The organism is Robertkochia flava, assembly GCF_020166515.1.
Taxonomy (GTDB): Bacteria; Bacteroidota; Bacteroidia; order Flavobacteriales; family Flavobacteriaceae; genus Robertkochia; species Robertkochia flava.
The window spans coordinates 100,920-127,880 of sequence record NZ_JAINZT010000007.1 but is presented as its reverse complement, the minus strand read 5'-3'; the positions used below and the strand labels follow the sequence as shown (position 1 = coordinate 127,880).

Here is a 26,961-nt window from a genome sequence, read left to right as displayed (position 1 = left end):
AGCGACACTTCTCCTTAGGGTAGTGCCCCCTAAGGTCGTACGGATTAAAAAGGATTTATGGGGTAGCGGCCAAATGATAAAGAATTAAAAAAAGCTCGGTACAATTATTAGTGTGAGGTATTCATTTACATATCAAAAGGACCTAACAGAATTTTCAACCAAATGCAAGCCTAATAGTTATAAGGATGCTGCATGCCCCCTTAATCCTGAACAAATAACTTATGATCAATGAACTACGTGCCAGGAGGCTGTCATTATCATACCCTAACTTCTTGCAATTACCATCAGATTGGCCATATCGATACCGCGGGGAATTATAAAATAAAGGGAGTTCACAGCTTTTTTTATTACTTTGCCGCCATGCTTTATAACCCCTCTACAGAACTGCAAGACGTCAGTATCGCCTTTAGTGATAACAATATCTGGTTGATCAACATTTGTTTGTCGATCATTATGTTCAGCGTGGCCTTGTCGGTTAAGATCAGTGACTTAAAGGAGATCATGCGCACCCCGGCCTCCGTGGCCACGGGGGTGCTGTCTCAATACCTGGTTTTACCGGCTGTGAGTTTTCTTTTGGTATGGCTGCTCAAGCCAGAGGCCGGGTTAGCCGTGGGGATGCTTCTTATTGCGGCCTGTCCCGGAGGGAATATTTCCAATTTCTTTTCGATGCAATGCGGAGGCAATGTAGCGCTGAGTGTAAGCCTTACCATTATAGCCACCTTACTGGCCCCATTGATGACCCCTTTAAATTTTGAGTTCTGGACCACCAAACTCCCCTACTTACAGCCTGTGTTTAACGGGATAGCCCTGAACTATACCGATCTCAGTCTGACGGTACTTCAGATCCTTGTAGTTCCGCTGGTAATCGGGATCTGGTTTACCTCGAGATTTCCAGTACTGAGCCAGAGGATATCCTCCCCCCTGCAACGGCTGAGTATCCTGATACTAATCGCCTTCATCGTTTTTGCCTTCTACGGAAACGGCCATATTTTTATGAAATACTGGCCCCATTTCGTTTTTCTTGTTTTTGCTCAAAACCTGGTAGCCCTGCTAAGTGGTTATCTTCTGGGACGGTTTACTTCCCGAAATACCGAAGACACAAAAACCATTTCCATAGAAACCGGGGTGCAGAATGCCGGACTGGCCCTTGCCCTGGTATTTACCTTCTTTGAACCCAGGGGCGGACTCGTACTCCTGGTTGCCTGGTGGGGTATCTGGAACATCATTGCGGGACTCCTTGTCTCTCAATTGTACAAAAAGTGGGGACTCATAAGTGTGAATGCCTAAATACAGGACCATGATTGTATACCGGTTTGTGAAAATATGGGCACGTATCACCACTTTCTTTTATTTCCGAAAGATCGCTGTAACCCATAAAGAAAAAATTCCGAAAGGGGCTTCAGTGATTTTTGCTCCCAACCATCAGAGTGCCTTCCTTGACCCCATTGTTATTGCCGTTAACACCGATCGCGATCCGTGGTTCCTCACCAGGGCCAGTGTTTTTAAAGGGGATTTGGTAAAATCCCTGTTAAAGATCATGCATATGGTTCCGGTATACCGCCCACGGGATATGGTCGATCTGAAAACAGCGAACAACAGTACCTTTAAATTTTGCCAGGAGGTGCTTCTCGACGGGAGATCCATTCTAATTTTTCCGGAAGGTAACCACGGCATGCAAAAGCGATTGCGCACCCCTCTCAAAAAGGGGATCGGACGCATTGCCTTAAGAGCTGCAGAGGCCCTAAAAGACCATCCAGAGCGGGATGTGATGATCGTTCCGGTAGGCATCAATTACGAACATCCCACCCGGATGCGTACCGATCTTCTATTGAATTTTGGCAGCCCGATTTCAGTTAAAAGCTTCATTGAAGGTCAGGAAAAACCTGAGGCCGCCGCCTTAAAGGAGTTAAGAGAAGAGCTGGCTCATCAACTCAGCGAATTGATGATCGATATCCGTCCGAAAGAGCACTATGACTATCTGGAATACGCCTGGCAGACCCAAAGAACGGTATCACCATCACTAACCCGGCGGTTCTTAAACGATAAGGAGCTTGTCGATACCCTCGCAGCTTCAAAGCCCCTCGGAGCTGATACGCCTAAACCCCGAAAAAGAATCTTACGTACCCTCCTGCTTCTGGCAGGCTTCCCGTTCTGGCTGCTTGGAGTGGTCCTGAATCTCGGATGGATCATTACCGTTAAACTCGTACTTAAGAAGCTCGTTAAAGATCCGCATTTCATCGCCTCCGTGAATTTTATCTGTGTTATGGTCGGAGTTCCGCTGTTTGCCCTGTTAACAGCCAGCCTCCTGAATACTGTTTTCGGCGGGTTCTGGATCTGGTTGGCAGTGATCCCGCTATCCGGCCTCCTGGCCTATGAGTACCAGTCGCGTATCCTGAAAAGACCGAAACCCATACTTACCAAAGACCTGGCCGGTGATTTCCTTCCGGAGGATTAATATGAAAAAATTCTATGAGCCTATAAGGTTTTAGTATTGAAATAAAGATCATCCCGGACCACCAGATCTTTGTCAATAACCTATTTTGGCCTTTCAAACCAACCGCGAAATGAAAACCATAATTGTACAAGGGAGCTCCAGGGTCGATGGAAACTCCTATCAGATAGCAAAAATGTTTCAGGAAAAATTTGATGCCCCTATCATCAACCTGGCCGAAAAAAAGATCCACCCTTACAGTTACGAACATCATCATACGGATGATGATTTTCTCCCGACGCTGGAGGAGATCGTTCACTATGACACCATTGTCTTTATCACCCCGGTGTACTGGTATTCCATGAGCGGCATCATGAAAAACTTTTTTGACCGGATCACCGACTGTTTAAAAGTACACAAACAAACGGGCAGAAAGCTCAGGGGCATGAATATGCTGGCCGTTTCCTGCGGGTCTGATGCCACACAGCACCCTGGGTTTTTCATCCCTTTTCAGCTCAGTGCAGCCTATTTAAGCATGAACTACCTCGGGGAATTGCATACCTGGATCTCCCGGGACAAACCCGAAAAGGAAGTTTCTGACCAGATAGACCTGTTCGCGAACCGGGTATTGGAAGTGGCCATAGAGCCATAAAGCCTGTCATTTAAAATTATCCTGATCGATTTTTTCTTAATTTAAGCCCTGGATACCTTAGCTATTAGCGTTAAAACCCAATGTGGATCACAGCCTTAATTTTTATCGCCCTGGGTATCATGGTTAAACATGGCAGGATGCACCAGCTTATAGCGGGATATAATACCCTATCCAAAGAAGAAAAAGATAAATATGACATTGAAGGTATTGCCACTGTATTCAGGAATGTTATGTTTGGGATGGCTTTTATGGTTTTCGCAGGATACCTGGCAGGAAACTGGTTGGCTTCAGAAAAGATAAAAATGTATGCCCTGATACTGGCTGTAATCATCGGACTTCCATATTTGCTGATTCGAACCAATTCTAAAAAGTTCAAAAAAGATTCCTAAAGACCCCCTTCATTTAAACCACTCATGAAACATACCCTGACAATTCTTTACATCCTCTTTACCTGCATACCATTCAGTTCCTGTAAAAAGCAGATTGCCGCTGAATCGGAGCAAAAACTCATCCTCCACTCTGCCATTTTAAATGAAGACCGGGTGTGCCTGGTTAGCCTTCCGGATTCTTATGATGATACTTCTGAAGAAGGCCGGGATTATCCCGTGCTTATCCTGCTGGACGGTGCCGTTCATTTTAAGACCGCCATCGGGGTTACCCATTTTATGAGTTCTCCTCGCGCCGGGAATCATTTAATGCCGGAAACCATTATCGTAGCCATTGAAAGTCCGGACCGGGAAAAAGACCTTACCGTAACCAAAATAAAAACTGCTCGCCCCAATACCATGGGCGGCGGCAAAGACTTTTTGAAGTTTATACAGGACGAACTTATCCCCTATATCGATACGAATTACAGAACCACTTCTCACAGGACCCTGGCCGGGCACTCCCTTGGCGGATTGCTCACCATAAATGCCTATATGGATAAGGGTAGTCTGTTCGACAGCTATCTCGCCGTGGACCCAAGCCTCTGGTGGGATGAGCAATTGACAGGCACGAAGGTAGATACCATCTCTCCTGCCTCCTTTCAGAAAAAATTGTATATCGCGACAGCCAACCAGGGAGAAGCCAAAGAAGGTCGCAATAAAAAGCGACATGACCTTTTCTTTTCGTTATTACAGGAAAAGTCTGCCGGGGAAGCCCGGGTGAAACTCGAATATTTTGAAGAGGAAAACCACCGCTCTGTACCCTTGCCGGCCTTATATTACGGACTGAAGTATTTGAACGAATAATGCGGTGAAGCGGTTTGAAGAAATAAATTTTTAAGAGCCACGAGTCAAGATGGCAAGATCCGACACTATTTCATTCACAATTCACAATTCACAATTCACAATTCACAATTCACCATTCATAATTCACCATTCATAATTCCCTCCTCCCTCCTTCCCCACTTCCCCCTTTCAAAAAAATTCTTAGCTTTAACCGATAACCAACCTAAACTCCAAAACCATGATAAAACACCGATCCCTTTATATCGCCATGGGGGTATTGCTTACGTCCATTTCCTCTATGGTCGCTCAACCCAAAGTCAAAGCCCAGCCAGTATTTAAAGACGGGCAGGCCCAGATCGTCGAAGCTTTTAGTTCGCCGGAAGACTGGATCCGCCAGGAATTATGGGTAGAAACCACCTTTGACAGTGATAAGGACGGGAAACCCGATCGTATGCATGTGGCCGTTACCCGGCCCGCACAAACAGAAACGGAAGGCTTAAAACTTCCGGTGATCTATGTTTCCAGCCCGTATTTTGCCGGGGTGGCACAGGGCGGACGCGAGTTGTTCTGGAGTGTAGAACACGAACTCGGGGAAAGCGTGGAAGGACCGGTACACCCGGATGTGGAGCGTATCGAACGGCCATTTATATCGAATTCCCATATTGAGAAATGGGTGCCGCGCGGGTATATCGTTGTACACTCTTCCTCTCCAGGTACGGGATTGTCCCAGGGGGCACCTACCGTTGGCGGCGATAACGAATCTCTGGCCCCCAAGGCCGTGATCGACTGGTTATGCGGCCGCGCTAAGGGATATACCGAACCTTATGGAGGCGATGTTGTGGAAGCATTCTGGTCTACCGGGAAGGTAGGGATGACCGGTACTTCCTATAACGGCACCATCCCCCTGGCAGCAGCCACCACAGGGGTGGAAGGCCTGGAAGCCATTATTCCCATTGCGCCCAATACTTCTTACTACCATTATTACCGGTCTAACGGTCTGGTTCGCTCTCCCGGAGGGTATTTAGGGGAAGATATTGATGTGCTCTACGATTTTATCCATAGCGGAGACGAATCCAAAAGAGCCGCTAATAACGCCCGCATCAGAGATTCGATCATGAAGAACGGGATGGACCGTATCACCGGCGATTACAACGACTTCTGGGCCGGTCGCGATTACCTGAACGAAATGGAGCCCATGAAGGCAGCCTTACTCATGTCGCATGGGTTCAATGACTGGAATGTGATGCCCGAACACAGTTACAGGATCTATAAAAAAGCCAAGGAAATGGGAATCCCGGCACAGATCTATTACCACCAGCAGGGCCATGGCGGTCCGCCTCCCATCACGCTTATGAACCGATGGTTCACCCGGTACCTTCACGGCATTGAAAATGGCGTGGAGAATGATCCCAAAGCCTGGATCGTCCGGGAAAATGATAAAATGAATGCTCCTACTGCCTACCCTGACTACCCGCATCCGGATGCGGCGGAAGTTACCTTTTATCTGACTTCCGGCGGGAATGAGGCCGGCGGACTCACCCCATCCGAAAAAGGCGATAATACCCGGGAATCCCTGACAGACGACTACACCCTTTCCGGTGCCGAACTGGCCATGGCAGCCCGGTCAGAACATCGTCTGATCTATACAACACCTGTACTGAAAGAAGCCCTGCACATTTCGGGCACCCCAAGAGTAACCATAAGAGTTGCCAGCAGCAAACCCGCCGCAAACCTTTCCGTCTGGCTGGTATCCCTGCCGTGGAACAAGGAAGCAGGGAGTATCACCGATAATATCATTACACGAGGATGGGCAGACCCTCAGAATCACAGCTCCCTGACCGAGAGTGAACCTCTGAAGCCCGGCGAATTCTATGAAGTGTCTTTCGACCTGAATCCCGACGACCAGGTCATCAAGGCCGGACAGCAAGTAGGACTCATGATCTTTTCCAGCGACCAGGAGTTTACCCTGCATCCGAAACCGGGAACCGGGTTAACGGTCGACCTTGCGGGAACTTCCCTTACCTTGCCGGTTGTGGGAGGATTGGAAACATTTGTCAAAGCCGTTAAATAAAGCCTGCAGGAACTATGTTAAGTAATAAAACCAGGTTAAGTTATTGGCTTTTGGGAGTTTCCTTTGTATCGGCCATCATGGCCCTGGCCACTTCTAATTTCATATGGGGCTCGGGAACCGCAGGAATTGGGATGATCATACTGTTAATCCTGAATTTCAGCAATGACCATGCATCCAGGGAAACCTGGTATATCATTAGTGCCTTTTTGTTTTCAATTTTAGGCGATTGGCATCTATCCAATATGGCAGGCGATACGATAATGTTCAGCAAAGGGATCGCCATGTTTTTCCTCGCCCATATTGGTTACCTGGTCTTTGCTTTGTCTAATGGCCGGATCAACCGAACGTTTACCAGTATACTTCTGTTTGGATTTCTGGCGTTTTTCTATCTTATGCTCTACCCTGCCATTAACGATCAGATCCTTTTATCAGCTACCCTGATATATCTAACCGTTTCCTGTTTATCCCTGGGGGCTGCAGTTGGCATGAAAAGTGATCCGGTAGTAAGATGGGCCTATACTTTTGGCATCTTTTTAATTCTTTTTTCAGATACCATTATCTCGTTAAAAGAGTTCCTGGGATATGACGCATTAAATTTTCTTATTTTACCCACGTATTACCTGGCCCATATAAGCATAACCTTCTCATTAATCAGGAAGGCGGACCTGTTGGATAGGAAAGGGCAACCGGCTTATGGACAGAAATAGATTTTATCAACAAACAGAACTACCCTTAAAGAGATCAACCGCCAATAAGGTACCGTAATGTGTGATACGTTTACATTTTTCAGCACAGCAAATAGGGAACGGTCGTTTTTTGCCAAGAACTCCGACCGGGATCCGGGAGAACCCCAGGTAATCGAAATGATACAGGATGCAAAACAGGACTTTAAATCTGCATTCCTGAAGGAACACCTGCCAAAATACCAAAGGCAACTGGAAGTTCTAAAAAAGGTTTTTCCGGAGTTTGAACATCCCTATAGCGCCATTATTTCAAGACCCACCTGGATCTGGGGGGCAGAAATGGGCATTAATGAGAAAGGAGTGTCTATTGGAAATGAGGCCATCTTTTCCAAAGAAAAAACCCTGGCCGACGGATTGCTGGGGATGGACATCCTGCGTATTGCCCTGCACAATGCCGACTCGGCAGAACAGGCCTTCGATATCATTACCCACCTCCTGGAAACTTATGGCCAGGGAGGGAATGGAAGTTACTCGGGCACCCTGATGTACCACAACAGTTTTCTGATCAAGGATGCAGAAAAAGCCATTGTTATAGAGACTTCCGGAAAGAACTGGGTTCGGAAGGACATCACGGATTTCGCTTCCATAAGCAATTGCTACACCATCAACACCGACCATTCCCGGGCCAGCAGCCCATTTAAGGATATTGCCCTGAAAAAGACCATGGAAAACCGGTTTTATACCTTTTTCTCCAGGGGCGATATGCGGCACCGCTATACCGAACAGCAGATCGCGGACAGGGATAAGGGTATTGAGGGGGTTTTCGACATTCTCCGCTCTCATATCGATCCGGGCAAGAATTTTAAAAAAGGGATGGGCTCCATCTGTGTTCACCCGGGAACAATCGTAAAATCGGAGACCACTTCGAGCATGGTGGTCGATTATTACGGGAAGCATACCCTCGTATGGGTAACCAGTTCCCCGAATCCGTGTGTATCCCTTTTCAAGCCCTTGCTGCTTACGGAGTATCCGGAGGCCTTCCCGCAATTTTCATCGCTCGAAACCTCCCTGGAATATTTCATGGGCAACAGGGCGATGGCCGAAGAAATGCTCAGAAACAACAAGGAATTTCACGCGTATCATAAAACAATAAGGGATGCCCTTCAAAGGGAGTTCCTCGATATTATATATAAAGGGCTTGAGAACAAAACCCGGGAAGAACTTATCGCAGATTGCAACACATGCTACGCTAAAGAACAGGAATACCTTCAACAAATGGATTCCCTGGCAACAAAATAACGACATTGGCCGAAATGGATACTTCAGATAAAAAACAGATCATCAGCGATTTCAAGCACCACGTTTCTTCCGGCAAGGTTGCCACATTTAAGAAATACGGGATGGATTTTATTATTGGCAAGCGCGAAGGGGCTTATATAACCGATGTAACGGGCAGGAAAACCCTGATCAACTGCCATAGCAATGGGGGTGTCTTTAACCTCGGCCATCGCAATCCGCAGGTTATTGAAGCCATGGTGAATGCCACTCAAAACTTTGATATCGGCAACCATCACTTTATCAGCACCCAGCGGGCACGCCTCGGGAAAAGGCTTGCTGAACTCATGCCCGGAGACCTTAATTACACCGTTTTTGGTGTTAGTGGCGGAGAGGCGGTAGACCTGGCCATAAAACTGGCCAGGGGCTATACCGGACGAGCGGAGATCGTGAGTCTCCAAGGGGGGTATCACGGTCATACGGGTCTTGCCCTTGCTGCGGGGGACGAACAGTACAGGGAGCCTTTCGGAGATAACGTTCCTCAGTTTAAACAGGTTCCTTTCGGCGATATAGAGGCGGCACGCAAATCCATTACCCGTAGTACCGCAGCCTTTATCATGGAAACTGTTCCGGCAACCCTGGGGATTACGGTACCCGACAAAGCCTATATGAAAGCCCTCCGGGAACACTGCACACAAACCGGCACCCTTTTCATTATCGACGAGGTTCAAACCGGACTGGGCAGAACCGGTAAGTTATGGGCTTTTGAACATTACGACATTATTCCCGATATGGTTATACTCGGGAAAGGACTTTCCGGTGGGATCTACCCCATTACCGCTACGGTGTTTCGCGAACCCTTTGAAGCCTTTTTCAAAGAACATCCGTTCATACACGTGAGCACCTTCGGCGGATCAGAGATCGGAGCCGAGGTAGCGCTGAAAGTCCTCGAAATTAGTGCAGACCCTCATTTCCTGGAACACGTGAACAAAATGGCCGGCCGTCTTGCAGAAGGGTATGAAATGCTAAGGAATAAGCATAAAAAATACATCGCCGGATTTCGCCAACTCGGACTGATGACCGGTATTGAATTCTATAAGGAAGATCATGGATTGCTCTTTACCAAGGCTGCCTATGAGAGCGGAATGTTTTCCCTTTATGCCAATAATGACCGAAGGGTTTGTCAACTTCTGCCTCCGTTGATCATTACCAGGGAGCAGGTGGAAGAGATCATTGAGAAAACAGACAAGGCCATAGGCAAACTCAGGTTGTACAGCGCAACCTACAGCGCCAGGGAATCCCTAAAGAACATATTTGGAAAATAGTTCAGGTACTATGACACAACCCACCACCCGCCCTAAGCATACGTCTGAAACCACCCGGCAATTTCTGCAGGAGTTCGAAAACGGTTTTGACCCGGTTCGAGTAGCTACATCCAAGGTACCCGTTACCCTGTTGGGCTATGGAGAAATCAGTACGGTGATCGCTTTTAATGTACCCGGATACAGGGATCGCGCCTTTAAAAGACTGCCTTTGTTCACTTCCGAAAAGGAAGCCGAAAACTATTGCAGGCTCTACCTGGAATACAACAAAAAACTGATTAGCGCGGGTATTGAAACTCCCCCCGGGGATGCCTTTTGCGTAAAGGGGCATAACGGTATTTATGTTGCCTACCTGAGCCAGGAACGCCTGGAAGGCCAATCCATTGCAAATAAACTCCTGCACACCCGTACCGATGCCGAAATCGAAATTCTCTTCCGGTTGGTGGTCAGGAAGCTGGCTCACCTCTGGAAACTCAACACACAGAACCCGGAACTACTCCTGGGACTTGATGCCCAGATCTCCAACTGGGCTATCAGGGATTTTGATGCCGCGGCTCCCATTTCGGAAGAAAGCCGGCTTTATTTTATCGATACCAGTACCCCGCTTATTCGCGAAAACGGAGTGGAGCAAATGAATGCTCACCTCTTTTTACAAAGTGCTCCAAAACCCATGCGATGGATCCTCAGCAGGTTTTTCCTTGACGATATCATGAACCGATACTACAACTTTCGCCTGGTGTGTACCGACCTGCTGGCCAACCTGTATAAAGAACAACGCCATGACCTCATCCCTGGCCTTACCGATCTCGTTAACAAAACCGGGGCAGAGTTCCTGGAACATCAACCGATAACCGAAAAGGAAATTGAAAAGTATTACCGGGAAGATAAATTCATATGGAAATTATTTCTGGCCCTGCGCCGCACCGACCGGTACATGAATACCCGGTGGTTAGGAAAGCGCTACGAGTTTACCCTTCCGGGGAAAATAAAGCGTTAATGGTATGTGGGGAGAGGTTAGTTGCCTTTGCGAGGTAGGTGTCTGGGGTACGGGGGTACGAAGGTACGTTCTTGCCCGGATCTATGCGCTATCGAATGGGATGGAAAAAGCGGAGGAACGGCAAATGGAGAAGTTGGTAAAATACAGCCGGCATTCCTGGCCACCATTAAATTAAATTTACCCTAAGGAACTACACGACAATATTTTCTTACATTGATATCCCAAAGAATCCATCCTTAACCCACCCGATGATGAGAAAACTCATTTTTACATTATCTGCGCTCCTTCTGTTTATTTTTCAGGGTTTTTCCCAGACCGGGGAAGGCTTAGACAATTACGACTGGTTTCAGGCCAAATACGTAAAATTCAAACCCGGAAAGGTCAACGAAGCCAGGGCATTACTTCATGATTTCCTGTATAAAGCCAATGAGATCTCAGGCAGGCTGGTACTTACCTTCGAATCAGATTCGGGACCATGGGACCATATTGCCTATTTACACCTTCAGGACGGCCCTGACCAATTGGAAAATGAAAATGCGGAAATTGAAACCAGATGGTGGAACGGGGTGATACAACTTGCCGGGTCTGAAGAAAAGGCCAGGGAACTTCTCAAAGCTTACCAGGAGTGTATTGACAACGAAATGCATACCCTGGTCAGGATGCGCCATTTGGAAGAACAAATCAGCAGGAGAAAGTAACCGGTCAGGACCGATCAGCACTCGCTGTGGTAATCGTTTACCTGGCAAAACTGATTGGGGCTGGCAGTTTTTCTGCCTGAAAACACATACTTACTCATATACAAGGCTTTAACAACCAATTATTGAGGCAATTTTCATAGATTAGTAGGGTAAAACTATAAAAAATGAGAATCTTTTACACCTTACTTTGTATATGTCTGTGCTCCCTTCCTGCCCTGGGGCAAAACACAAGCCTCCAGGAAGAAGAGAAAATTGAACAGCTCATCAATGATGTTTTTAACGGGATCTGGTCTGACCTGAACCCGGAAAACATCCAAAAATACCAGACCGACGACTTTCTGTTACTGGAACACGGGGAGGTCTGGAATAATGACACTATTGCACGGTATATGGACAGGGCTTCAAAACGATCCCCCCTTCCGGAAAGGGTAAACAACATCAAGATCATCGAAGTGAAGGTTTTCGGAGACCACGCCTGGGTAGCCTACCATAACCGGGCAACAATTAGTGCAGAGGGTAAGGTAGTAAGAAAAGCCTATTGGCTGGAAAGTGCCACTGCCATCCGTACCGAAGAGGGATGGAAACTGGATATGATGCATTCTACGCGGGTAAAGAACGAAACATACAATTAACGTATGACTTCTGCGTATAACCCATTGATGAAACCACCGGGAACCCTTCCTGCGGACCAATGATCACATTTCTAAGAAGTATTCGCCGAAAGTTACTGGACAAACAACGATTCAGTAAATACGTGCTCTATGCCCTGGGAGAGATCGCGCTGGTCGTTATCGGTATTCTTATCGCCCTACAGGTAAATAATTGGAATGAGCACAGGAAGAACGAAAGGGAACAGATCGTATTTCTTAATAACCTCTTTAGCGATCTCAAAAACGACCTTGGACAACTGGATAGCATCATTACCTACCAATCTGAGAAACTGAGGAATCTGGAGGCGTTGCAGACCGAATTGCAGACCAACAAGGATTTTGAAGTTATTGAGCAGGGTTTTATCAAAAACCAGACCTCCTCCAACGATACCTTTTTCGCAAATACCGGTACCTATACCACGGCCATATCCTCAGGCACCCTTGCCAACCTGCAACCCGACTCCCTCAAAATAACCATCACCAACCTCTACCAACGTTATTATTACCGGCTCAACTATAACGGGGAGGTTTATGACAAGCGAAATGATCAGGTGGCCTTTCAACGGGGGAAATTCTTTGATAAGATCAACCTGAAATTAACAGGTCCGGAGGTCATCGATGACAGCGAATTCCTTAACCTGATTACTATTTTGATATACGACAATACCACCTATGTAAAACTGGCCACCAGGACCCGGCAGGAAATACGCAAGGTAATGAACCGTATCGAAAACAGACTTAAGACCTAGCCCTGAACGTCGGGGAAAACAAATTGCAAAATGCAGAACGGAACGACCCGAACCGGATAATTCGGGCAACAAAAACCTAGTTTTATGAAAACAAGAATTACTTTCACCAAAAACCGTCTTTTACTCGCCCTCACCTTCTTTACAGTACTGCTGCTACAGGGGTGTTTACAGATCAAACAGGATCCGGCAGATTCCTCCGACCAGGAACCTGTTGTAAAAATTGAAACTCCCGAATATTTCCAGTTGCGACCTGAAGTTGAAAAGGCATACGGCTATACCCATGCGGTAAAAATAGGAAATGACATAAAGATCTCCGGGGCCGTAAGTATGGACGAGGAGGGCAACCCAACCGCAGCTGGCGATCTGGAACAGCAGATGAAGAATTGTTATGCCGACCTGGAAAAGATACTCACCCACTTTGGCTGTACCTTCGACGATGTGGTGGTGGAAAATATATTCACTACCAATATGCCACTCATGCTGGAAGTATCGGGCTACCGCAACACCATCTACACCAAACACTTTCCCACAGGCTCATGGCTGGGCGTCAAAGAACTGGCCCTTCCGGAGTTTATGATCGAAATTGAAATGGAAGTGCACAAAGCGGAACAATAATTATCTAGGATTAATTTGAAAAATATCCCATGAAAAACCTGAACCTTATCCTACTTGGCGTTGCAGGTATCTTCTTAATAGCCTGCAGCCCGGATGAAAAAGCAAAGGATTTTGATAAGTTTACCGGCCGATGGGCCCTGCATTTGGTAGAACGAAAGTCCGACTCTCTCTCTCCCTGGCAACCCGCAGAGGGTTCCTATAAAAACCGGCAGGGATATATCCTTTACGATGGTAAGGGAGGCATGGGGGTACATCATGTACCGGAAGCCTATGAAAGCTATACCCTGGAAGGCAAGGGAGGCCTGGATAGTCTCACAACAAAAGACCTCAGGCATCTGGCGGGAAACTTTGTTTATTTTGGAAAATACCGGGTAAATGATTCCCTCCAAAGAATTGAACACTACATAGAATCTTCCAGCCTGCCTTACATGTGGGGTACCATTGCCGGGAGAGCCTATTCGTTTCATGGAGATACCCTTACCCTAAGTCCCATTACCGACCGCTACCCCAAAATGCGACTTCATTGGGTGCGCTTAGAGGATATGCCCTGACCGGCCTTATCATATAAACAAGATCCTTTTAAATTAATCTCAGAAAATCTTCAGTACCATGCCTCATCACAGCCTTAAGACTTCTTTTATATACTTCGTAAGCACACTTTGTATATTCCTGATCTCCTGCGAGACCCGTACAACCAAAAAGGAGGATTCCGGGCAGGAAATGAAAAACACCTTTAACCTTCCCGACAGCCTTTCAGCCAGAAGACTCACCCTGGTCCTGGCGCTAAGAGATACCCTTGGAGCGAACGCATGGGAAGGTTTTAATAAAAAACGGGTGGAGGGCACCTTTAATTATTTTAACGGAACACATTCAGAGATCTTCTTTCCGGATTCCCTGACCCTGGCAAAACTGGATACTTTTAAAAAATACAGTGAAGATTATGTCTTAAGCCCCAGAACAGATACGATTCCATACCATTTTGAATTGATGATAAGCTTTGACCCGGCCGATTCTGCAAAATACTATTACGAGCATCCTGTTCAGCAATTCCTAAGTGTGGAAGAAACCCGGCAATTCATCCCTTCCGTGACCAGTACCGAATGGTGGACCACCATGGTAATCCATGAAATGTTTCATCACTATCAATACAATACCCCTGCTTTTGGAGCGTATGCCAGATCTGTCATCGGTAACTTACCCATTGACATTAGAAACCTGATCGAATTATGCCAGACGGATACCACTTTTCTGGAGATGATCCGGAAGGAAAATGATCTGCTTCTGGGGGCCCTTGCAGAAAATAATGATGATCAGAAAATCGCACTCCTCAGGGAATACCTCTCCAATCGGGAAAAGCGAATTTCCAAATATGGAAAAGACAGGGAATTCCTGGAACAGGTGGAAAATTATTATGTGATCCAGGAAGGCGGAGCGCGCTACTTAGAATACCAGGCCATGAAAGCCATGGAGGATATGTACCGGAACCAACCGGAACCCATCCTTGAAAACGACACCCTTTTCAGAGGTTTTGAAGAATTCAGGGAAGTAGATCTTACCCGTGAGGAATTCAGCTACCTTACCTATGCAGATCCCTATACGTATCACTATGCCATAGGATTTAATCTGATGCGGGTATTGGACGCGTTAAACATCGATTACAGGCAAAATCTGCTACACCATCCTGAGGTTCCGCTACACCAGTACCTCAAAACCTACCTGGACTCTGCGACTCAGGCAGGTAGCCAATAACAGTTTGGCCTACTCTGAATTTCCGGTATTTTAGTATCTTCATGAACCCTATCAGAATTAATTCGCATCAAAAATGAAAGACACCAGCCATCACGACGAGCGCATCGCTAAAATGACCTTTGCATCGGTATATCCCCACTATATAAACAAAGTTGAAAAGAAAGGGCGTACCAAAGAAGAATTGCTGGAGGTCATCGAATGGCTCACCGGGTATGATGAGACCCGACTGCAGGAGCATATTGACAACAAGTCAACTTTTGAAACTTTCTTTTCAGATGCCAACCTGAACCCCAATACCGGGCTCATCAAGGGAGTGATCTGCGGCTACCGGGTGGAGGAAATTACCAATCCGCTGACCCAACAGGTACGCTACCTGGATAAGCTGGTGGATGAACTGGCCAAAGGAAAAAAGATGGAGAAGATCCTGAGACAATCCTAGCATTTTCTTAAATTATACAGTAGGTTACCCGACACTATTTACACGAATCCGGGATTTGATAATTCAACAAGAACAGGCTCCTTCCCTTGGACAGGGGAAGGTGTCTTCAGCGCTGCTGAAGACGGAAGGAGTTGATATTATGAAAAATAATGAACAACCAGAGTGATTCCCATAAAAAATAGAAAATATACCTATCTTCGAACGGAACTTAAAAAAAACACCAACTTATGATATTAGGAGTTTCTGAATGGCTCAGTGAAAAACTGGGATGGAATGTAAAATATATCCGGGTCGCGTTTGTGATTTCGTTTTTGTTCTTCGGTACCGGCCTCGGCCTCTACCTGATCCTTTGGATCGTAAAGATGTTCTCCAAATAAGACCGCCTACCATCCTGTTCAATAACTGAATAACACCTCCGGATGACCAGAGTAATTGCCTAACCTTTACATGTCTGGTTATATCCCATTTCACAAAATCTCCCAATCGTTGCTGAGGGGCCGACTAAGCCCTGTAATTCGCAAATCATGAAAAGAAAATTGATTCCCGCGATACTGATACTCCTGATTACAGGTGTTATTTTGTATTCAAAAAGTGATTATAAAAAAGCGTCTCCTACCCTCTATTTTAACGGAAATCTGATCACGGTAAATGAACAACAACCTGAGGCCAATGCCATGCTGGTTATAGATGGAAAGATAAAAGCAATAGGAGATCTCTCTGCTATTGAGTCCAATGATATTTCCGGTCTTAAAAAAGTGGATCTTAAAGGTCGTACGGTAATGCCGGGATTCATCGATCCGCATACCCATTTTGCCCTGTCCATGTTTTTGTCGACTTTACACGACCTTTCAGGATTTACACATGCCAATAACCGTGAAGTTTGGGAACATTTCGAGGCGGTGGTCAAAAGCGCTTCTGAAAATGAATGGCTGGTCTTTAAGGGACTTGATCCGGTTTTGATCATGGACCTGGAAATGCCAACCATGGGCTACCTGGATCGCATAGCTCCGAATAATCCCGTTATCATTATCACCCAAAACCTGCATAATTACTACGCCAATTCCCAAGCCTTTGAACGTGCAGGAATTTCAGCCAGTACTCCGGATCCTTCAGAGCACAGCTATTACCAAAAAGACTCCTCCGGAAAATTAACAGGGTCCATCGTGGAGCAGGAAGCCTTTAAACCCTTTATGAAGCTCCTCCAGGAAGAGGTGGTCACTCCCGGGTTACTGAGCAAGGCTTCAGAAAGGGTCATGCGACAATATGCACAGAACGGCAATACCACCATTGCCTCCACCGGTTTGACCATTAGCGATGGTAAACCCCTTATTTTAATGCAACACCTCTCGGATAACACTCCTTCCCTTCTGGGCGGCTTTCTCGGTAAGATCGGTCAACTGCCTGCAAGGCAGCCCTTTCCCCGGCACTTTATATACATGCGTCATGACAGGGCCCACCTGTTACCAAAAACCCCGGAAGCCAATGACTTTTACGGGGTCATCGGGGTAAAACACTGGTATGACGGCTCCCCTTATATAGGGTCTATGTATCTCGAAGAACCCTATTTGGAAACGGTACTGACCACCGATAAACTCGGGATCCCTAAAGATTCTAAAGGAGAAGCTTTGGCAGGCCAGGAAAACTTGAGGGCGTTTATTAAAAAATTTCATTCGGCAGGATGGCAAATTGCCATTCACACCCAGGGAGATGCCGCCATAAAAGAAGTAACCGATGTATTTAGCGACCTGGACAGGGAGCTGGATCTTAGTACCTCAAGACACCGGCTGGAGCATTGTCTCCTAATACCCGGAGAAGACCTTGAAAGACTAACCGAACTTCACCTGAGCCCTAGTTTTCATATCAATCATCTTTATTATTATGGAGATGCCCTGAATAGTGAAATTTTAGGACCGCAACGTACCGAAAAGATCCTCCCGCTGCGTTCGGCGGTTGAGAAAGGCCTGAAGGTGAGTCTGCATGCCGACCAACCCATGTTCGAAAGCAAGCCGTTCAGGCTTATCCAAACAGCGGTAGAAAGGCAAACCAAAAAGGGAAGGGTACTCGGGGAAGATCAAAAGGTCGGAATTATGGAAGCCATTCGAATGCTCACTATCGATGCCGCCTGGCAACTCGGTATGGAAAATAAAATAGGATCTCTGGAAACGGGGAAATATGCCGATTTCATTATTCTGGACAACGACCCGCGAAAGATCCCAAGCAAAGACCTGGAACATATTAAATGCCTGGCAACCTATGTGAATGGCAACCAAATACAACAATTATCGAAAAAATGATGAGTCTCATACGGTTTCTGACCTCCCTTTTCCTTGTTTGTTTTGCGATCGTCCCGGCCATTGGGCAAACCACAACCATGACCTTCAACATCCGCTATGACAACCCGGATGACGGTAAAAATGCCTGGAGCAACCGCAAAACGGAAGTGGTCAAATTAATAGCAACCCATGCTCCTGACATTATCGGACTACAGGAGGCCTTGCCCAACCAAGTAAGCTATATCCATGAACACCTCGACGGGTACAGCTTTATAGGGCACGGCAGAGATGGGGTCAACACCAACAGCGAAGCCACCCCGATCTTCTACAACAACCATAAATTTGAACTTTTGGATCAAAAGCTCTTCTGGCTCTCAGAAACCCCCGAAGAAATTTCAAAAGGTTGGGACGCCGCTTTGAACCGTATTGCCCTCTACGGGAAATTCAGGAACATGGAAACGGGAGTCTTACTCCATATTCTCAATACCCATTTGGATCATCGTGGGGAAACTGCCCGTCGAAGATCGGCCGAACTCCTTCTCGATTTTATACGAAAAAAGGAATTGGAAGGCCAGCAGATCGTCCTTATGGGAGATTTTAACGCCATCCCCGAAGCGTCCTCGTTAGGAACGCTTAAAAAACTCCTTTTTGATGCCAGGGAGGTGGTTCAGCAACCGGCATCCGGTCCGGAAGCGACCTTTAACGGCTTTGATACGGATAAGGATCCTGACAAGAGGATCGACTACATTTTTGTGAAGAACCTTAGCGTTAAGACGTATCAATGCATCGATAGCAAAAGGAAGAACGGTTTATATCCTTCAGACCATTTTCCCATTATCATTAGCTTCTGATGGCATCCGGTGTTTTACGCTCTTGAAAAAAGTAATATCTTCCAGTTTAAGTTCCATTCTTATGAAAAAAATCGGCCTTATTGGAGGCATGAGCTGGGAGTCGTCCCTGATGTATTACCGTATCATTAACGAAGAGGTTCGCAGGCAATTAGGTGGATTTCATTCCTGCCGTTCGCTCATGGAGTCTGTTGATTTTGCGGAGATCGAACACCTGCAGCACCGCAACAACTGGGAAGCCCTGAATACCCTAATGGCACAGGCGGCCATGAACCTGGAAAAGGCCGGAGCCGATGTGGTGGTGCTCTGCACCAATACCATGCATTTATGCAGTGATACTATTACCAGCCATATCAATATTCCCTTCCTGCATATCGCCCGGGCTACCGGAGAGAAAATAAAGACCGATAAGGTGGATAAGGTACTCCTGCTGGGTACTAAATTCACCATGGAGAGCGACCTCTATAAAAGCAGGTTAGCCGAGGAGTTCGGGATTGAAACCATCATTCCCTTAGAGCAGGATCGGGCTACGGTTCACCAAATCATTTACGAGGAGCTCGTTCACGGCATCATCACAGGGTCCTCCAGAAAAATATACATTGAGATCATTAACCGGGGAATGGAAAGTGGTGCAGCTGGAGTCATTTTAGGGTGTACAGAAATTCCACTGCTCATTCGGCAGGACGATGTAACCCTTCCCGTATACGACACCACCCGCATACACGCCGAAGCTGCCGTTGCCCTCGCTTTGGAAAATAATGCATAGATTAGTCGCCGGTAATATCCTGCCGCAGGAGGCCTGGTTGAGCTCCCCGGCAGCGCATTTCAACGATAAGACGCCTTAATCCATGTCAGAGCCGAATCCCATTTTAACCACCATCATTTTTGTCTTCGGTCTTCAGGCCGTTCTTTTCAGCACCCTGTTACTGGTAAAACGGCCAAGAACCCAACCGAGGATCTTTTTGGCCTTACTGATCCTTTTCTTTGCCCTGATGGCCCTCAACATAGCCCTGGTAAACGTCTTGGCCGCGTACGACCTGATGCATGTATTCAGGTACGTGCAGCTCGAACTTTTGTTCGGGATCGGGCCTGCCCTTTATTTCTATACAAAGAGTATTACCAACCCGGGATTCGTCTTTACCAGAAAAGACCTCCTTCATTTTATTCCGGTCGTAGTGGAATTTATTTTCTACCGTACGGCATTTTACCGGTTGGGGGCCTCGGGTATGTACCAGGACCCACCTCATCCGTACACCCCCGTTTACCTCGCGGAACAATGGCTGGGTATTCTTTCCATCTCGGTATACACCATCCTGGCATTACGCCTCCTCTTCAGCTACCAGGTCAGGCTTAGGGAACACTATTCCAATTTGGACGAACGATCCCTGAACTGGCTAAAGGTCCCGGTCATCATTTATGCAGGATTCTGGATCGGCTGGACCCTGCTTACCGAAGTAGACCGGTTCATGTTTGACCGTACCCTGAAAGAGAGTTACTTTCTGCCGGCCTTTACCGGGCTGGCCATAGTAACCTGCTGGTTAGGATTTAAAGGATACCTGATGTCCATGGCTCAGGTAACGCCCATTTCCCCCCAGGTAAACCGCTCAGAAGACAGCTCCCGTAAGGAAGAAAAACCTAAAGACCCCGTTCTGGCCCGGCAACTTCATGAACTCATGGAAAATGAAAAATCCTACCTCGATCCCGAACTCGATCTTCCAACCCTTTCACAGAAAGTAAACGCCACCCAGAAGCAGGTATCCAATGCCATCAACCAAAGTTTTGAAAAGAACTTCTATGAATTTGTAAACGGGTACCGGGTGGAAGCCTTTAAAAAAAGAATGCGGGAGCCCGGATGGGAAAGTCTTACCTTGCTCGGGCATGCCTATGAGTGCGGGTTTAAGTCGAAGTCGACCTTTAATCACGTTTTTAAAAAAATGACAGGAAAAACCCCCAGTGAATACACCAGGCAACAAAAAAAGAAGTCCGAATAGAAGCATTCGGTCGTTTGGACCCGCTACAGATCCTACATTTGCACCCGAATTCAAAAAACAGAATGATGAAATTCTTACCGTTGCCCTGCCTTTCACAAAACAGGATCCTGGTGTTGGTTATCACTATGATCTTAACTTTGCCTTTACAGGCCCAGGAATTATTTTCCAGAAAGGAGGTCCTGGAAGACCTTGACTACCTCTATGAATCCTTACAGGCAGCACATTACAATGCTTTTGCCTATACCCCAAAGGCCGAATTCGATTCGGTATATACCTCCATTAAAAATACGATTCAAAAGGACTCCATGAACCTGCTGGAGATCACCAATGCCTTTCAGCCCCTCACCTCGGCCATCAACAACGGGCATACCGCCATCGAATTCCCTATCCCTTTATATGTTAAATACGCCTATGCCGGCGGTAAGGTATTCCCCCTGGAACTCGCCTTTGAAAACGGCAGGGCGCTGGTGCGAAAGAACTGGTCCGGTAATGAATCCATAACAACAGATTCCGAATTAATAAGCATCAATGGCGTACCCGTAGATACCCTCCTTTCTAAAATTTATCCCCACATCTCGGCAGAGCGGCCTTATTTCAAAAAAGCAAAATTAGAGCTCCTCACCTTCCCCAGGTATTACTGGCAGGTATTTGGCGAACAGGCGGAGTTCGCGGTGGAGATACGTGCGAATGGTTCCGAAAAAATATATAACCTGAAAGCGATAAAAGCCCTGGATGATTATGAAATGAAGCGCGTTGATATTATCACCGGCTCGCGAGAGCTGAATTATTTCGGGGAGACCGCCTATCTCAAACCGGGAAATTTTTCCGGGGATGAGGCCGCATACCGCAAATTCATAGACTCTTCCTTTGTAGCTGTTAAAGAGAAAAAAAGCAGGAACCTGGTCCTTGATTTCAGAAACAACGCCGGGGGCGATGATTCCTTCAGCGATTACCTGGTTTCCTATATTGCCGATAAACCTTTTAAATGGTACGGTGACTTTTCCCTTAAGACCAGCAAATTTCTTAAGGAACACGTACGCAAGGAAAGAGACACCACCAATGCCTTCTGGAGGTCGGCCCTGAAACATGAGAACGGGGAAATCTATGATTACGATTTTGAAGCGCACATGCCACAGCCCCGGGAAAAGCGATTTGAGGGGAAGGTCTATGTCCTTATTAACCGGCAAACCCATTCCCAGTCGGCCGTAGCAGCAGCCCAGATACAGGACTACGGCTTCGCTACCCTTGCAGGGGAGGAAACCGGCGACTATCCAAGTCTTTATGCCTCTATCTATTCCTATACCCTTCCTAATACCGGCATTCCCGTGAACGTTTCAAAAGGCCGTATCATACGTGTTAACGGAAGTACTAAAGAAGAAGGTGTGGTGCCGGATATCCCTGTCAGAGACCATCTGCTGGATGAGGAGGATGAAATCCTGATGCACCTGTTACAAGAGATCCGATAGTTAAAGGTACCGGCCGGAGTCTTGGACTTCAACCGGCACCTTCCATTCAGGGCTTCCTTATTCTGAAAGACTCAGGGCCACGGGAACTTTATTGGTTACAATATCAAATACCGGAGAACTGTAAGCAAAGGAGAGCAACTTTTCCTTCTCTTCCGCGGTAAGGTCGCCCTCAATTTTGAACTTTACCCTGATATTCTGGTATCCATTTCTTACGGTCTCATCCAGACCGAGGAACCCTTGTACGTCAATATCTCCTTCCAGGCGGGATTCAATGCGGTCCACTGCGATGCCGTTTGCAGCAGCGTGGAGCACCATGGTGGTGGTCATACACCCGGCCAGGCCATGAAGGATGTATTCAACGGGATTGGCACCTTCATTGTTGCCCAGTAATATTGGCGGTTCCCCATTATCGTAAACAAAGGCTTCTGCCCGTGACTGATCTTCCGCACATCCCCCGTAAAAGCCCTGGATCGTACTTCGGTTATGTCCCCCGGTGATCCATCGATTTTTTACGCGAAACCTGAATTCCGCGATCTTCGGATTTGATTGGATGGCATGAATGGTATCCATAATGTCCTGAGACTTGAACCCGTTTACTGTTTTTACTACTAATTCCATGATTTCTAAATATTATTGGTTACACATGCTTTATATATGGCAATGCATATGCCAATTTCCTGAAATTCAGCATTTACGGGCTTTCCCGGAGGATTTATTAATTTAATAATGACGATATTTCGACATTATTGAATTTTTGGGTACCTTAATATCATCATCCTATTGATTATCAGGAGTTATGAACGAAAAAAGAAAGATCCCAAAACTTATTGCCTTAAAGCAAATTATAGAAGCGACCTCCTCCTTTACCGGCAAGGAATTTTTTAAGGCACTGGTAAAACATCTGGCAGAGATCCTGGAGGTACATGGGGTTTGGATCACCGAATTCCGGTCGGAGACCAACACCCTGAATGCCCTGGCTTTCTATCTGGATGGGAAATACGTGGACAAATACACTTACACGGTAGCCAATACCCCATGTGAACCTGTCTTAGAGGCACACGACATATGCCATATTCCTAAAAATGTGGTTGACTTGTATCCTGACGACCCTGACCTGAAGCCTCTTGGTGCAGTAAGCTATATGGGGATCTCTCTTCGCGATGCAGAGAATAAGGTAATTGGCCACCTCGCACTGCTTGACAATAAACCCATGCCACAAATACCGGAGGTCTTTACTATTTTCAAAATTTTCGCTTCCAGGGCAGCAGCCGAACTTCGTCGGGAGATTGATCAGGGCAAGATCAAAGACCGGGAATCAAAATTGGAAAGACTTGTAAATGGTACTCCGGATGCCATTATTGAATTCAATACCGACTATATCATTACCCAGGTGAATGCAGCGGCAGCTCAAATGTTTCATTTACCACCGGGAGAATTCCATCCGCTGCGATTATCCGGGCTCTTTAGCACCCCCTCCATGAACAAGATCATGTCAATAGTCCCCAAACATGCTACCCTGAGCAATCAGCATGGCGCTGTACCCTTAGGGGATTCGTTTACCTGTACCACCCTTCAGAACGAAACGTTCCCGGCTTCGGCAACATTATCCACCTATAGGTACGAAGGTGTACAATACTATTTGCTCTACATCAAAAATATCCTTGACCAGGTATCAGATAAAAACAGGATTAAAACCCTGAGTATGGAAGCCACTCTGCTAAAGGAAAAGGTTGACTCCCACCAATTCAATTTTATTATAGGGAAGAGCGAGTCGATCAGCCGATGCCTGGAACAGGTATCCCAGGTGGCTCCCACAGATGCCAATGTACTGATCCTGGGGGAGACGGGTACGGGAAAGGAATTATTCGCTAAGGCCGTACACCAGGTCAGCCACCGTCACGATCGTACCATGATTACCCTGAATTGTGCTGCCCTGCCCTCAGAGTTAATCGAAAGCGAACTCTTCGGTCACGTAAAAGGAGCCTTTACCGGGGCCTTGACCAACCGGGAAGGTCGATTTTCCATGGCAAACCACAGTACCCTGTTTTTAGATGAAATTGCTGAACTTCCTCTCGGACTCCAGGCCAAACTGCTCCGGGTAATACAAGAAGGTACTTTTGAACCCCTGGGCAGTTCCAGGACACAACAGGTGGATGTTCGGATCATTGCTGCCACCCATAGAAACCTGAAACAGCTCACTAAAAAAGGGGCCTTTAGAGAAGATCTGTTTTACCGTCTCAATGTTTTCCCAATACAAATACCTCCACTTAGGGAACGTGCAGAAGATATTCCCCTGTTAGCAAAAGCCTTCTTTGAAAAACTTTCGAAGAATCATGCCCTTCATATGGAACCACTTGCTGCCTCCGACCTGCTTCAGCTGGAAATGTACGATTGGCCGGGTAATGTTAGGGAATTACAGAACGTTGTAGAAAGGAGCATCATCACCAGTAAAGATGGAAAACCCAACCTGGATTTACCTCCCCTTTCCGGGAAGGAACGGCAAAAAGGCGAGCGTTATGATCCCGGGGCCATTCTTACCTCGGTAGAGATTGCTGATCTGGAAAAAGAAAATATCATTAAGGCGCTGAACCAAACGCAATGGAAGATCTCAGGTCCTGGCGGGGCTTCTGAATTATTACAGATACCCAGAACCACACTGACTTCTAAAATCAAAAAATACAATATAAAGCGTGTCGCCATTTAATCCTGTGCTTTCCCGGTCCAGTAAAGCCACATACCCCCTGATAATTCCCTGCTGCTCCAGTTTTTTGATACGCTCATAAGTAGGGGTAACACTGAGACCGATCTTTGAAGCAATTTCTTTAGTGTTCTGCCTTGAGTGTTGCAATTCCATCAGAATTTTTCTGTCTGTGCTGTCCATAAGAGATTTTTCCTGCTGTGGTAAAAAATGTTCTTAGACAGACCCGACTTTTGCCATGGGGGGTAGCATTCAGGAAGTTGACAACCAGTCCATAACAGAGGATTTGTATTTCCTGCTGGAAATAATGACTTCTTCATTTTTCATCCTGATCATGTAGGTATTGTTATTTAAATATTTTACCGTGTCAGTGGCATCCGTATTAATAATAAACGAACGATGTACACGTAAAAAATTATCGGGTAACTGTTGCTCCAGAAGCTGGAGGGAAACCCTGTACAAGACCCGTTCTTTTTCGAGGTGCAATACGGCATAAACAGAGCTCGCTTCGATATACAGGACCTCCTGGATACGAATGGTACGCTCAAAGCCTTTATCATTGATTCTGAATTGCGTTAAGTAAGGGGAAATAGATTGGCTGTAGTCCTCGTATAAGGCCGCAAACTTTTGACTGAAAGCTGCCTGCTTATTTTTTTCCACAGTACTTTTTGCCCTGTTCAACACTTCCTGGAACCTTATCTTATCAAAGGGTTTTAAAAGGTAATCGAAAGCCTGGAGCTCGAAGGCTTTCAGGGCGTATTCGTCGTATGCAGTTGAAAATATGATCAGAGAAGCTGTGTCTTTGAGCTTTGCAGCCACCTCTACCCCGGAAATCCCAGGCATATTGATATCAAGGAATATAATATCCGGCGCTTTGTTCTTTAGAAAATTTAAGACTTCCTGACCGTTCCTGCATTCATAAACCACTTCAACATCCTTGTCTTCCGAAAGCAGCGCCTTGATATAACGGCGGGCATGAGGCTCATCATCAGCCGTTAATACAGATAATCTCGCCATTATACCTCGGTTTTTATTTTTAATACCACCGAAAAGATATCGGCTGTTCTTGAAGTTGAAAACTCATAGCCCCCTCCAAACATCTGATCCAGCCTCTCTTTAAGATTTCTCAACCCGACCTTTGTAGAGACGCCTGTACCAGCCCTCTCTTTTCCGGGTACTGAATTCAGAAGTTCGATGTTCAGCCAGTCATCTTCCAGGGCGGCTGTGAACCGGATAAAACCATCGCCCTCTAAACAGGATATCCCATGTTTAAATGCGTTTTCAATAAGTGGCTGCAACATTAAGGTGGGCACCATCACCGGCTTGGTAGCTTCTTCCACTGCGAACTGAACTTCAAGCCGGTCAAAAAAGCGTTCTTGCTCTATATCGAGATAATCCTTGAAATAGGCTAATTCCTCTTCAAATGTTATCCTGTGCTTCTCGCGCTGTTCCAGCATTTTACGCAGTAACCCGGTTACCTTCAAAATCATAGACCTGGCCTTTTGCTCATCATATCCGATCAGGGTGTTTAGCGTGTGCAGGGTATTGAACAGAAAATGCGGATCCAGTTGTGATCTCAGGGCCTTTAATTCGGATAAATGCAATTGATTTTCGAGAGAGATCAATTGTAATTTTTGTTTTTGAACAGCCTGGTAGGTATCCACAACCTTGAGTATAAAAATGATGATAATCACATCCATAACCCTGCTGAAAAATGAAGGCACCACATATGGAGCAAATTCCGGGAGCACTTCTTCCACCTTTAGAGAGGTGGTTAAACATAAATACGAATAGTAGATTACATTGGTAAATACCAGGTGAATAAGAGTAAGCAATAACAGGGATACTGAACTTTCTGCCAGGGCCCTTCCCTTGTGATGGGTCGCAGTCTCGAAATTCCTCAGGGCCCCGTAGATATAATCGATAAAAAATGCCCAGGTCAGGTAATTTGCCACGAACAACACCAAATGCCCTGACATTATTTTCAGGGAATTTTCTTCACTGGTATTACTGATCTGCAAGACCACGACAAGACTGAAGAGAAAGGCTACCAGAAAAATGTATTTCCTGTCTATATTCGGTCTGTATTTTCGTAAAAGAGTCATAAGGCAATTTAGCAATTAATTTAACGCTCCTCCGCGCT

At 46.4% G+C, this 26,961-nt stretch carries 29 protein-coding genes; 25 read left to right on the top strand and 4 right to left on the bottom strand.

Annotated elements, in window-relative coordinates; genetic code table 11:
• Window positions 1-228 precede the first annotated feature (228 nt).
• The 24 genes from K7R11_RS11770 (at window position 229) to K7R11_RS11655 (ending at window position 22,120) form a co-directional block, all read left to right on the top strand.
• Complete coding sequence (locus K7R11_RS11770; protein WP_224490939.1) at window positions 229-1,287, top strand: bile acid:sodium symporter family protein; 1,059 nt, start codon at window positions 229-231, stop codon at window positions 1,285-1,287.
• Window positions 1,288-1,297: 10 nt separating this feature from the next.
• Window positions 1,298-2,455 carry a lysophospholipid acyltransferase family protein gene (locus tag K7R11_RS11765; RefSeq protein ID WP_224490938.1) on the top strand — a complete coding sequence of 386 codons (1,158 nt, stop codon included), beginning with the start codon at window positions 1,298-1,300 and terminating at the stop codon, window positions 2,453-2,455.
• Window positions 2,456-2,564: 109 nt separating this feature from the next.
• Complete coding sequence (locus K7R11_RS11760) at window positions 2,565-3,083, top strand: flavodoxin family protein (RefSeq protein ID WP_224490937.1); 519 nt, start codon at window positions 2,565-2,567, stop codon at window positions 3,081-3,083.
• An 80-nt stretch (window positions 3,084-3,163) separates the two neighbouring features.
• A complete protein-coding gene (locus tag K7R11_RS11755) occupies window positions 3,164-3,472 on the top strand; it encodes a DUF3784 domain-containing protein (RefSeq protein ID WP_224490936.1) in 309 nt (102 codons plus the stop codon).
• A 24-nt stretch (window positions 3,473-3,496) separates the two neighbouring features.
• A complete protein-coding gene (locus tag K7R11_RS11750; protein ID WP_224490935.1) occupies window positions 3,497-4,315 on the top strand; it encodes an alpha/beta hydrolase in 819 nt (272 codons plus the stop codon).
• Between the two features lie 247 nt (window positions 4,316-4,562).
• Complete coding sequence (locus tag K7R11_RS11745) at window positions 4,563-6,365, top strand: Xaa-Pro dipeptidyl-peptidase (RefSeq protein ID WP_410528199.1); 1,803 nt, start codon at window positions 4,563-4,565, stop codon at window positions 6,363-6,365.
• Window positions 6,366-6,379: 14 nt separating this feature from the next.
• Window positions 6,380-7,072, top strand: a complete 693-nt coding sequence (locus K7R11_RS11740; RefSeq protein ID WP_224490933.1) for a lysoplasmalogenase — start codon at window positions 6,380-6,382, stop codon at window positions 7,070-7,072.
• Between the two features lie 57 nt (window positions 7,073-7,129).
• A complete protein-coding gene (locus K7R11_RS11735) occupies window positions 7,130-8,347 on the top strand; it encodes a carcinine hydrolase/isopenicillin-N N-acyltransferase family protein (protein ID WP_224490932.1) in 1,218 nt (405 codons plus the stop codon).
• A gap of 14 nt (window positions 8,348-8,361) precedes the next feature.
• A complete protein-coding gene (locus K7R11_RS11730; RefSeq protein ID WP_224490931.1) occupies window positions 8,362-9,648 on the top strand; it encodes an aspartate aminotransferase family protein in 1,287 nt (428 codons plus the stop codon).
• 10 nt (window positions 9,649-9,658) lie between these two features.
• Complete coding sequence (locus K7R11_RS11725) at window positions 9,659-10,642, top strand: DUF6206 family protein (protein WP_224490930.1); 984 nt, start codon at window positions 9,659-9,661, stop codon at window positions 10,640-10,642.
• Between the two features lie 4 nt (window positions 10,643-10,646).
• On the top strand, window positions 10,647-10,817 hold the full coding sequence (locus K7R11_RS11720; RefSeq protein WP_224490929.1) for a hypothetical protein: 171 nt from the start codon (window positions 10,647-10,649) through the stop codon (window positions 10,815-10,817).
• A 76-nt stretch (window positions 10,818-10,893) separates the two neighbouring features.
• Complete coding sequence (locus tag K7R11_RS11715) at window positions 10,894-11,340, top strand: hypothetical protein (RefSeq protein WP_224490928.1); 447 nt, start codon at window positions 10,894-10,896, stop codon at window positions 11,338-11,340.
• A 164-nt stretch (window positions 11,341-11,504) separates the two neighbouring features.
• A complete protein-coding gene (locus K7R11_RS11710) occupies window positions 11,505-11,972 on the top strand; it encodes a nuclear transport factor 2 family protein (protein ID WP_224490927.1) in 468 nt (155 codons plus the stop codon).
• Window positions 11,973-12,031: 59 nt separating this feature from the next.
• On the top strand, window positions 12,032-12,739 hold the full coding sequence (locus K7R11_RS11705) for a DUF6090 family protein (protein ID WP_224490926.1): 708 nt from the start codon (window positions 12,032-12,034) through the stop codon (window positions 12,737-12,739).
• A gap of 84 nt (window positions 12,740-12,823) precedes the next feature.
• Window positions 12,824-13,354 carry a RidA family protein gene (locus K7R11_RS11700; protein ID WP_224490925.1) on the top strand — a complete coding sequence of 177 codons (531 nt, stop codon included), beginning with the start codon at window positions 12,824-12,826 and terminating at the stop codon, window positions 13,352-13,354.
• A gap of 29 nt (window positions 13,355-13,383) precedes the next feature.
• The gene (locus K7R11_RS11695) at window positions 13,384-13,905 is read left to right on the top strand and encodes a lipocalin-like domain-containing protein (RefSeq protein ID WP_224490924.1); all 522 of its coding nucleotides are present in this window, start codon (window positions 13,384-13,386) and stop codon (window positions 13,903-13,905) included.
• Window positions 13,906-13,963: 58 nt separating this feature from the next.
• The gene (locus tag K7R11_RS11690) at window positions 13,964-15,103 is read left to right on the top strand and encodes a hypothetical protein (protein WP_224490923.1); all 1,140 of its coding nucleotides are present in this window, start codon (window positions 13,964-13,966) and stop codon (window positions 15,101-15,103) included.
• Window positions 15,104-15,176: 73 nt separating this feature from the next.
• On the top strand, window positions 15,177-15,542 hold the full coding sequence (locus K7R11_RS11685) for a DUF2200 domain-containing protein (protein ID WP_224490922.1): 366 nt from the start codon (window positions 15,177-15,179) through the stop codon (window positions 15,540-15,542).
• A 227-nt stretch (window positions 15,543-15,769) separates the two neighbouring features.
• The gene (locus tag K7R11_RS11680) at window positions 15,770-15,919 is read left to right on the top strand and encodes a PspC domain-containing protein (protein ID WP_224490921.1); all 150 of its coding nucleotides are present in this window, start codon (window positions 15,770-15,772) and stop codon (window positions 15,917-15,919) included.
• Between the two features lie 147 nt (window positions 15,920-16,066).
• Window positions 16,067-17,836 carry an amidohydrolase gene (locus K7R11_RS11675; protein ID WP_224490920.1) on the top strand — a complete coding sequence of 590 codons (1,770 nt, stop codon included), beginning with the start codon at window positions 16,067-16,069 and terminating at the stop codon, window positions 17,834-17,836.
• Window positions 17,833-18,666 (top strand): endonuclease/exonuclease/phosphatase family protein, encoded by an 834-nt coding sequence (locus tag K7R11_RS11670; RefSeq protein WP_224490919.1) that lies wholly within the window; start codon window positions 17,833-17,835, stop codon window positions 18,664-18,666. Before K7R11_RS11675 ends, K7R11_RS11670 begins: the two co-directional genes overlap by 4 nt.
• A 61-nt stretch (window positions 18,667-18,727) precedes the next feature.
• On the top strand, window positions 18,728-19,429 hold the full coding sequence (locus K7R11_RS11665; protein ID WP_224490918.1) for an aspartate/glutamate racemase family protein: 702 nt from the start codon (window positions 18,728-18,730) through the stop codon (window positions 19,427-19,429).
• An 82-nt stretch (window positions 19,430-19,511) separates the two neighbouring features.
• The gene (locus tag K7R11_RS11660) at window positions 19,512-20,654 is read left to right on the top strand and encodes a helix-turn-helix domain-containing protein (protein ID WP_224490917.1); all 1,143 of its coding nucleotides are present in this window, start codon (window positions 19,512-19,514) and stop codon (window positions 20,652-20,654) included.
• 62 nt (window positions 20,655-20,716) lie between these two features.
• Window positions 20,717-22,120 (top strand): S41 family peptidase, encoded by a 1,404-nt coding sequence (locus tag K7R11_RS11655; protein WP_224490916.1) that lies wholly within the window; start codon window positions 20,717-20,719, stop codon window positions 22,118-22,120.
• A gap of 57 nt (window positions 22,121-22,177) precedes the next feature.
• Here K7R11_RS11655 and K7R11_RS11650 read toward each other — a convergent pair whose 3' ends face one another.
• A complete protein-coding gene (locus K7R11_RS11650) occupies window positions 22,178-22,738 on the bottom strand; it encodes an OsmC family protein (RefSeq protein ID WP_224490915.1) in 561 nt (186 codons plus the stop codon).
• 178 nt (window positions 22,739-22,916) lie between these two features.
• Between K7R11_RS11650 and K7R11_RS11645 the strand changes: the two genes are divergently transcribed.
• Complete coding sequence (locus K7R11_RS11645) at window positions 22,917-24,824, top strand: sigma-54-dependent Fis family transcriptional regulator (RefSeq protein ID WP_224490914.1); 1,908 nt, start codon at window positions 22,917-22,919, stop codon at window positions 24,822-24,824.
• Here K7R11_RS11645 and K7R11_RS11640 read toward each other — a convergent pair.
• From K7R11_RS11640 to K7R11_RS11630, 3 genes are all read right to left on the bottom strand, one after another.
• Window positions 24,756-25,001: an Lrp/AsnC family transcriptional regulator gene (locus K7R11_RS11640; protein ID WP_317196480.1), complete on the bottom strand. Its 246-nt coding sequence runs from the start codon at window positions 24,999-25,001 to the stop codon at window positions 24,756-24,758. The genes K7R11_RS11645 and K7R11_RS11640 overlap by 69 nt on opposite strands.
• Before the next feature lie 69 nt (window positions 25,002-25,070).
• Window positions 25,071-25,835, bottom strand: coding sequence for a LytR/AlgR family response regulator transcription factor (locus K7R11_RS11635; protein WP_224490913.1), 765 nt, complete (start codon window positions 25,833-25,835; stop codon window positions 25,071-25,073).
• Entirely contained in the window at window positions 25,835-26,923 is a 1,089-nt protein-coding gene (locus tag K7R11_RS11630; RefSeq protein WP_224490912.1) for a sensor histidine kinase, read from the bottom strand. The genes K7R11_RS11635 and K7R11_RS11630 overlap by 1 nt, the downstream gene beginning before the upstream one ends.
• Window positions 26,924-26,961 lie beyond the last annotated feature (38 nt).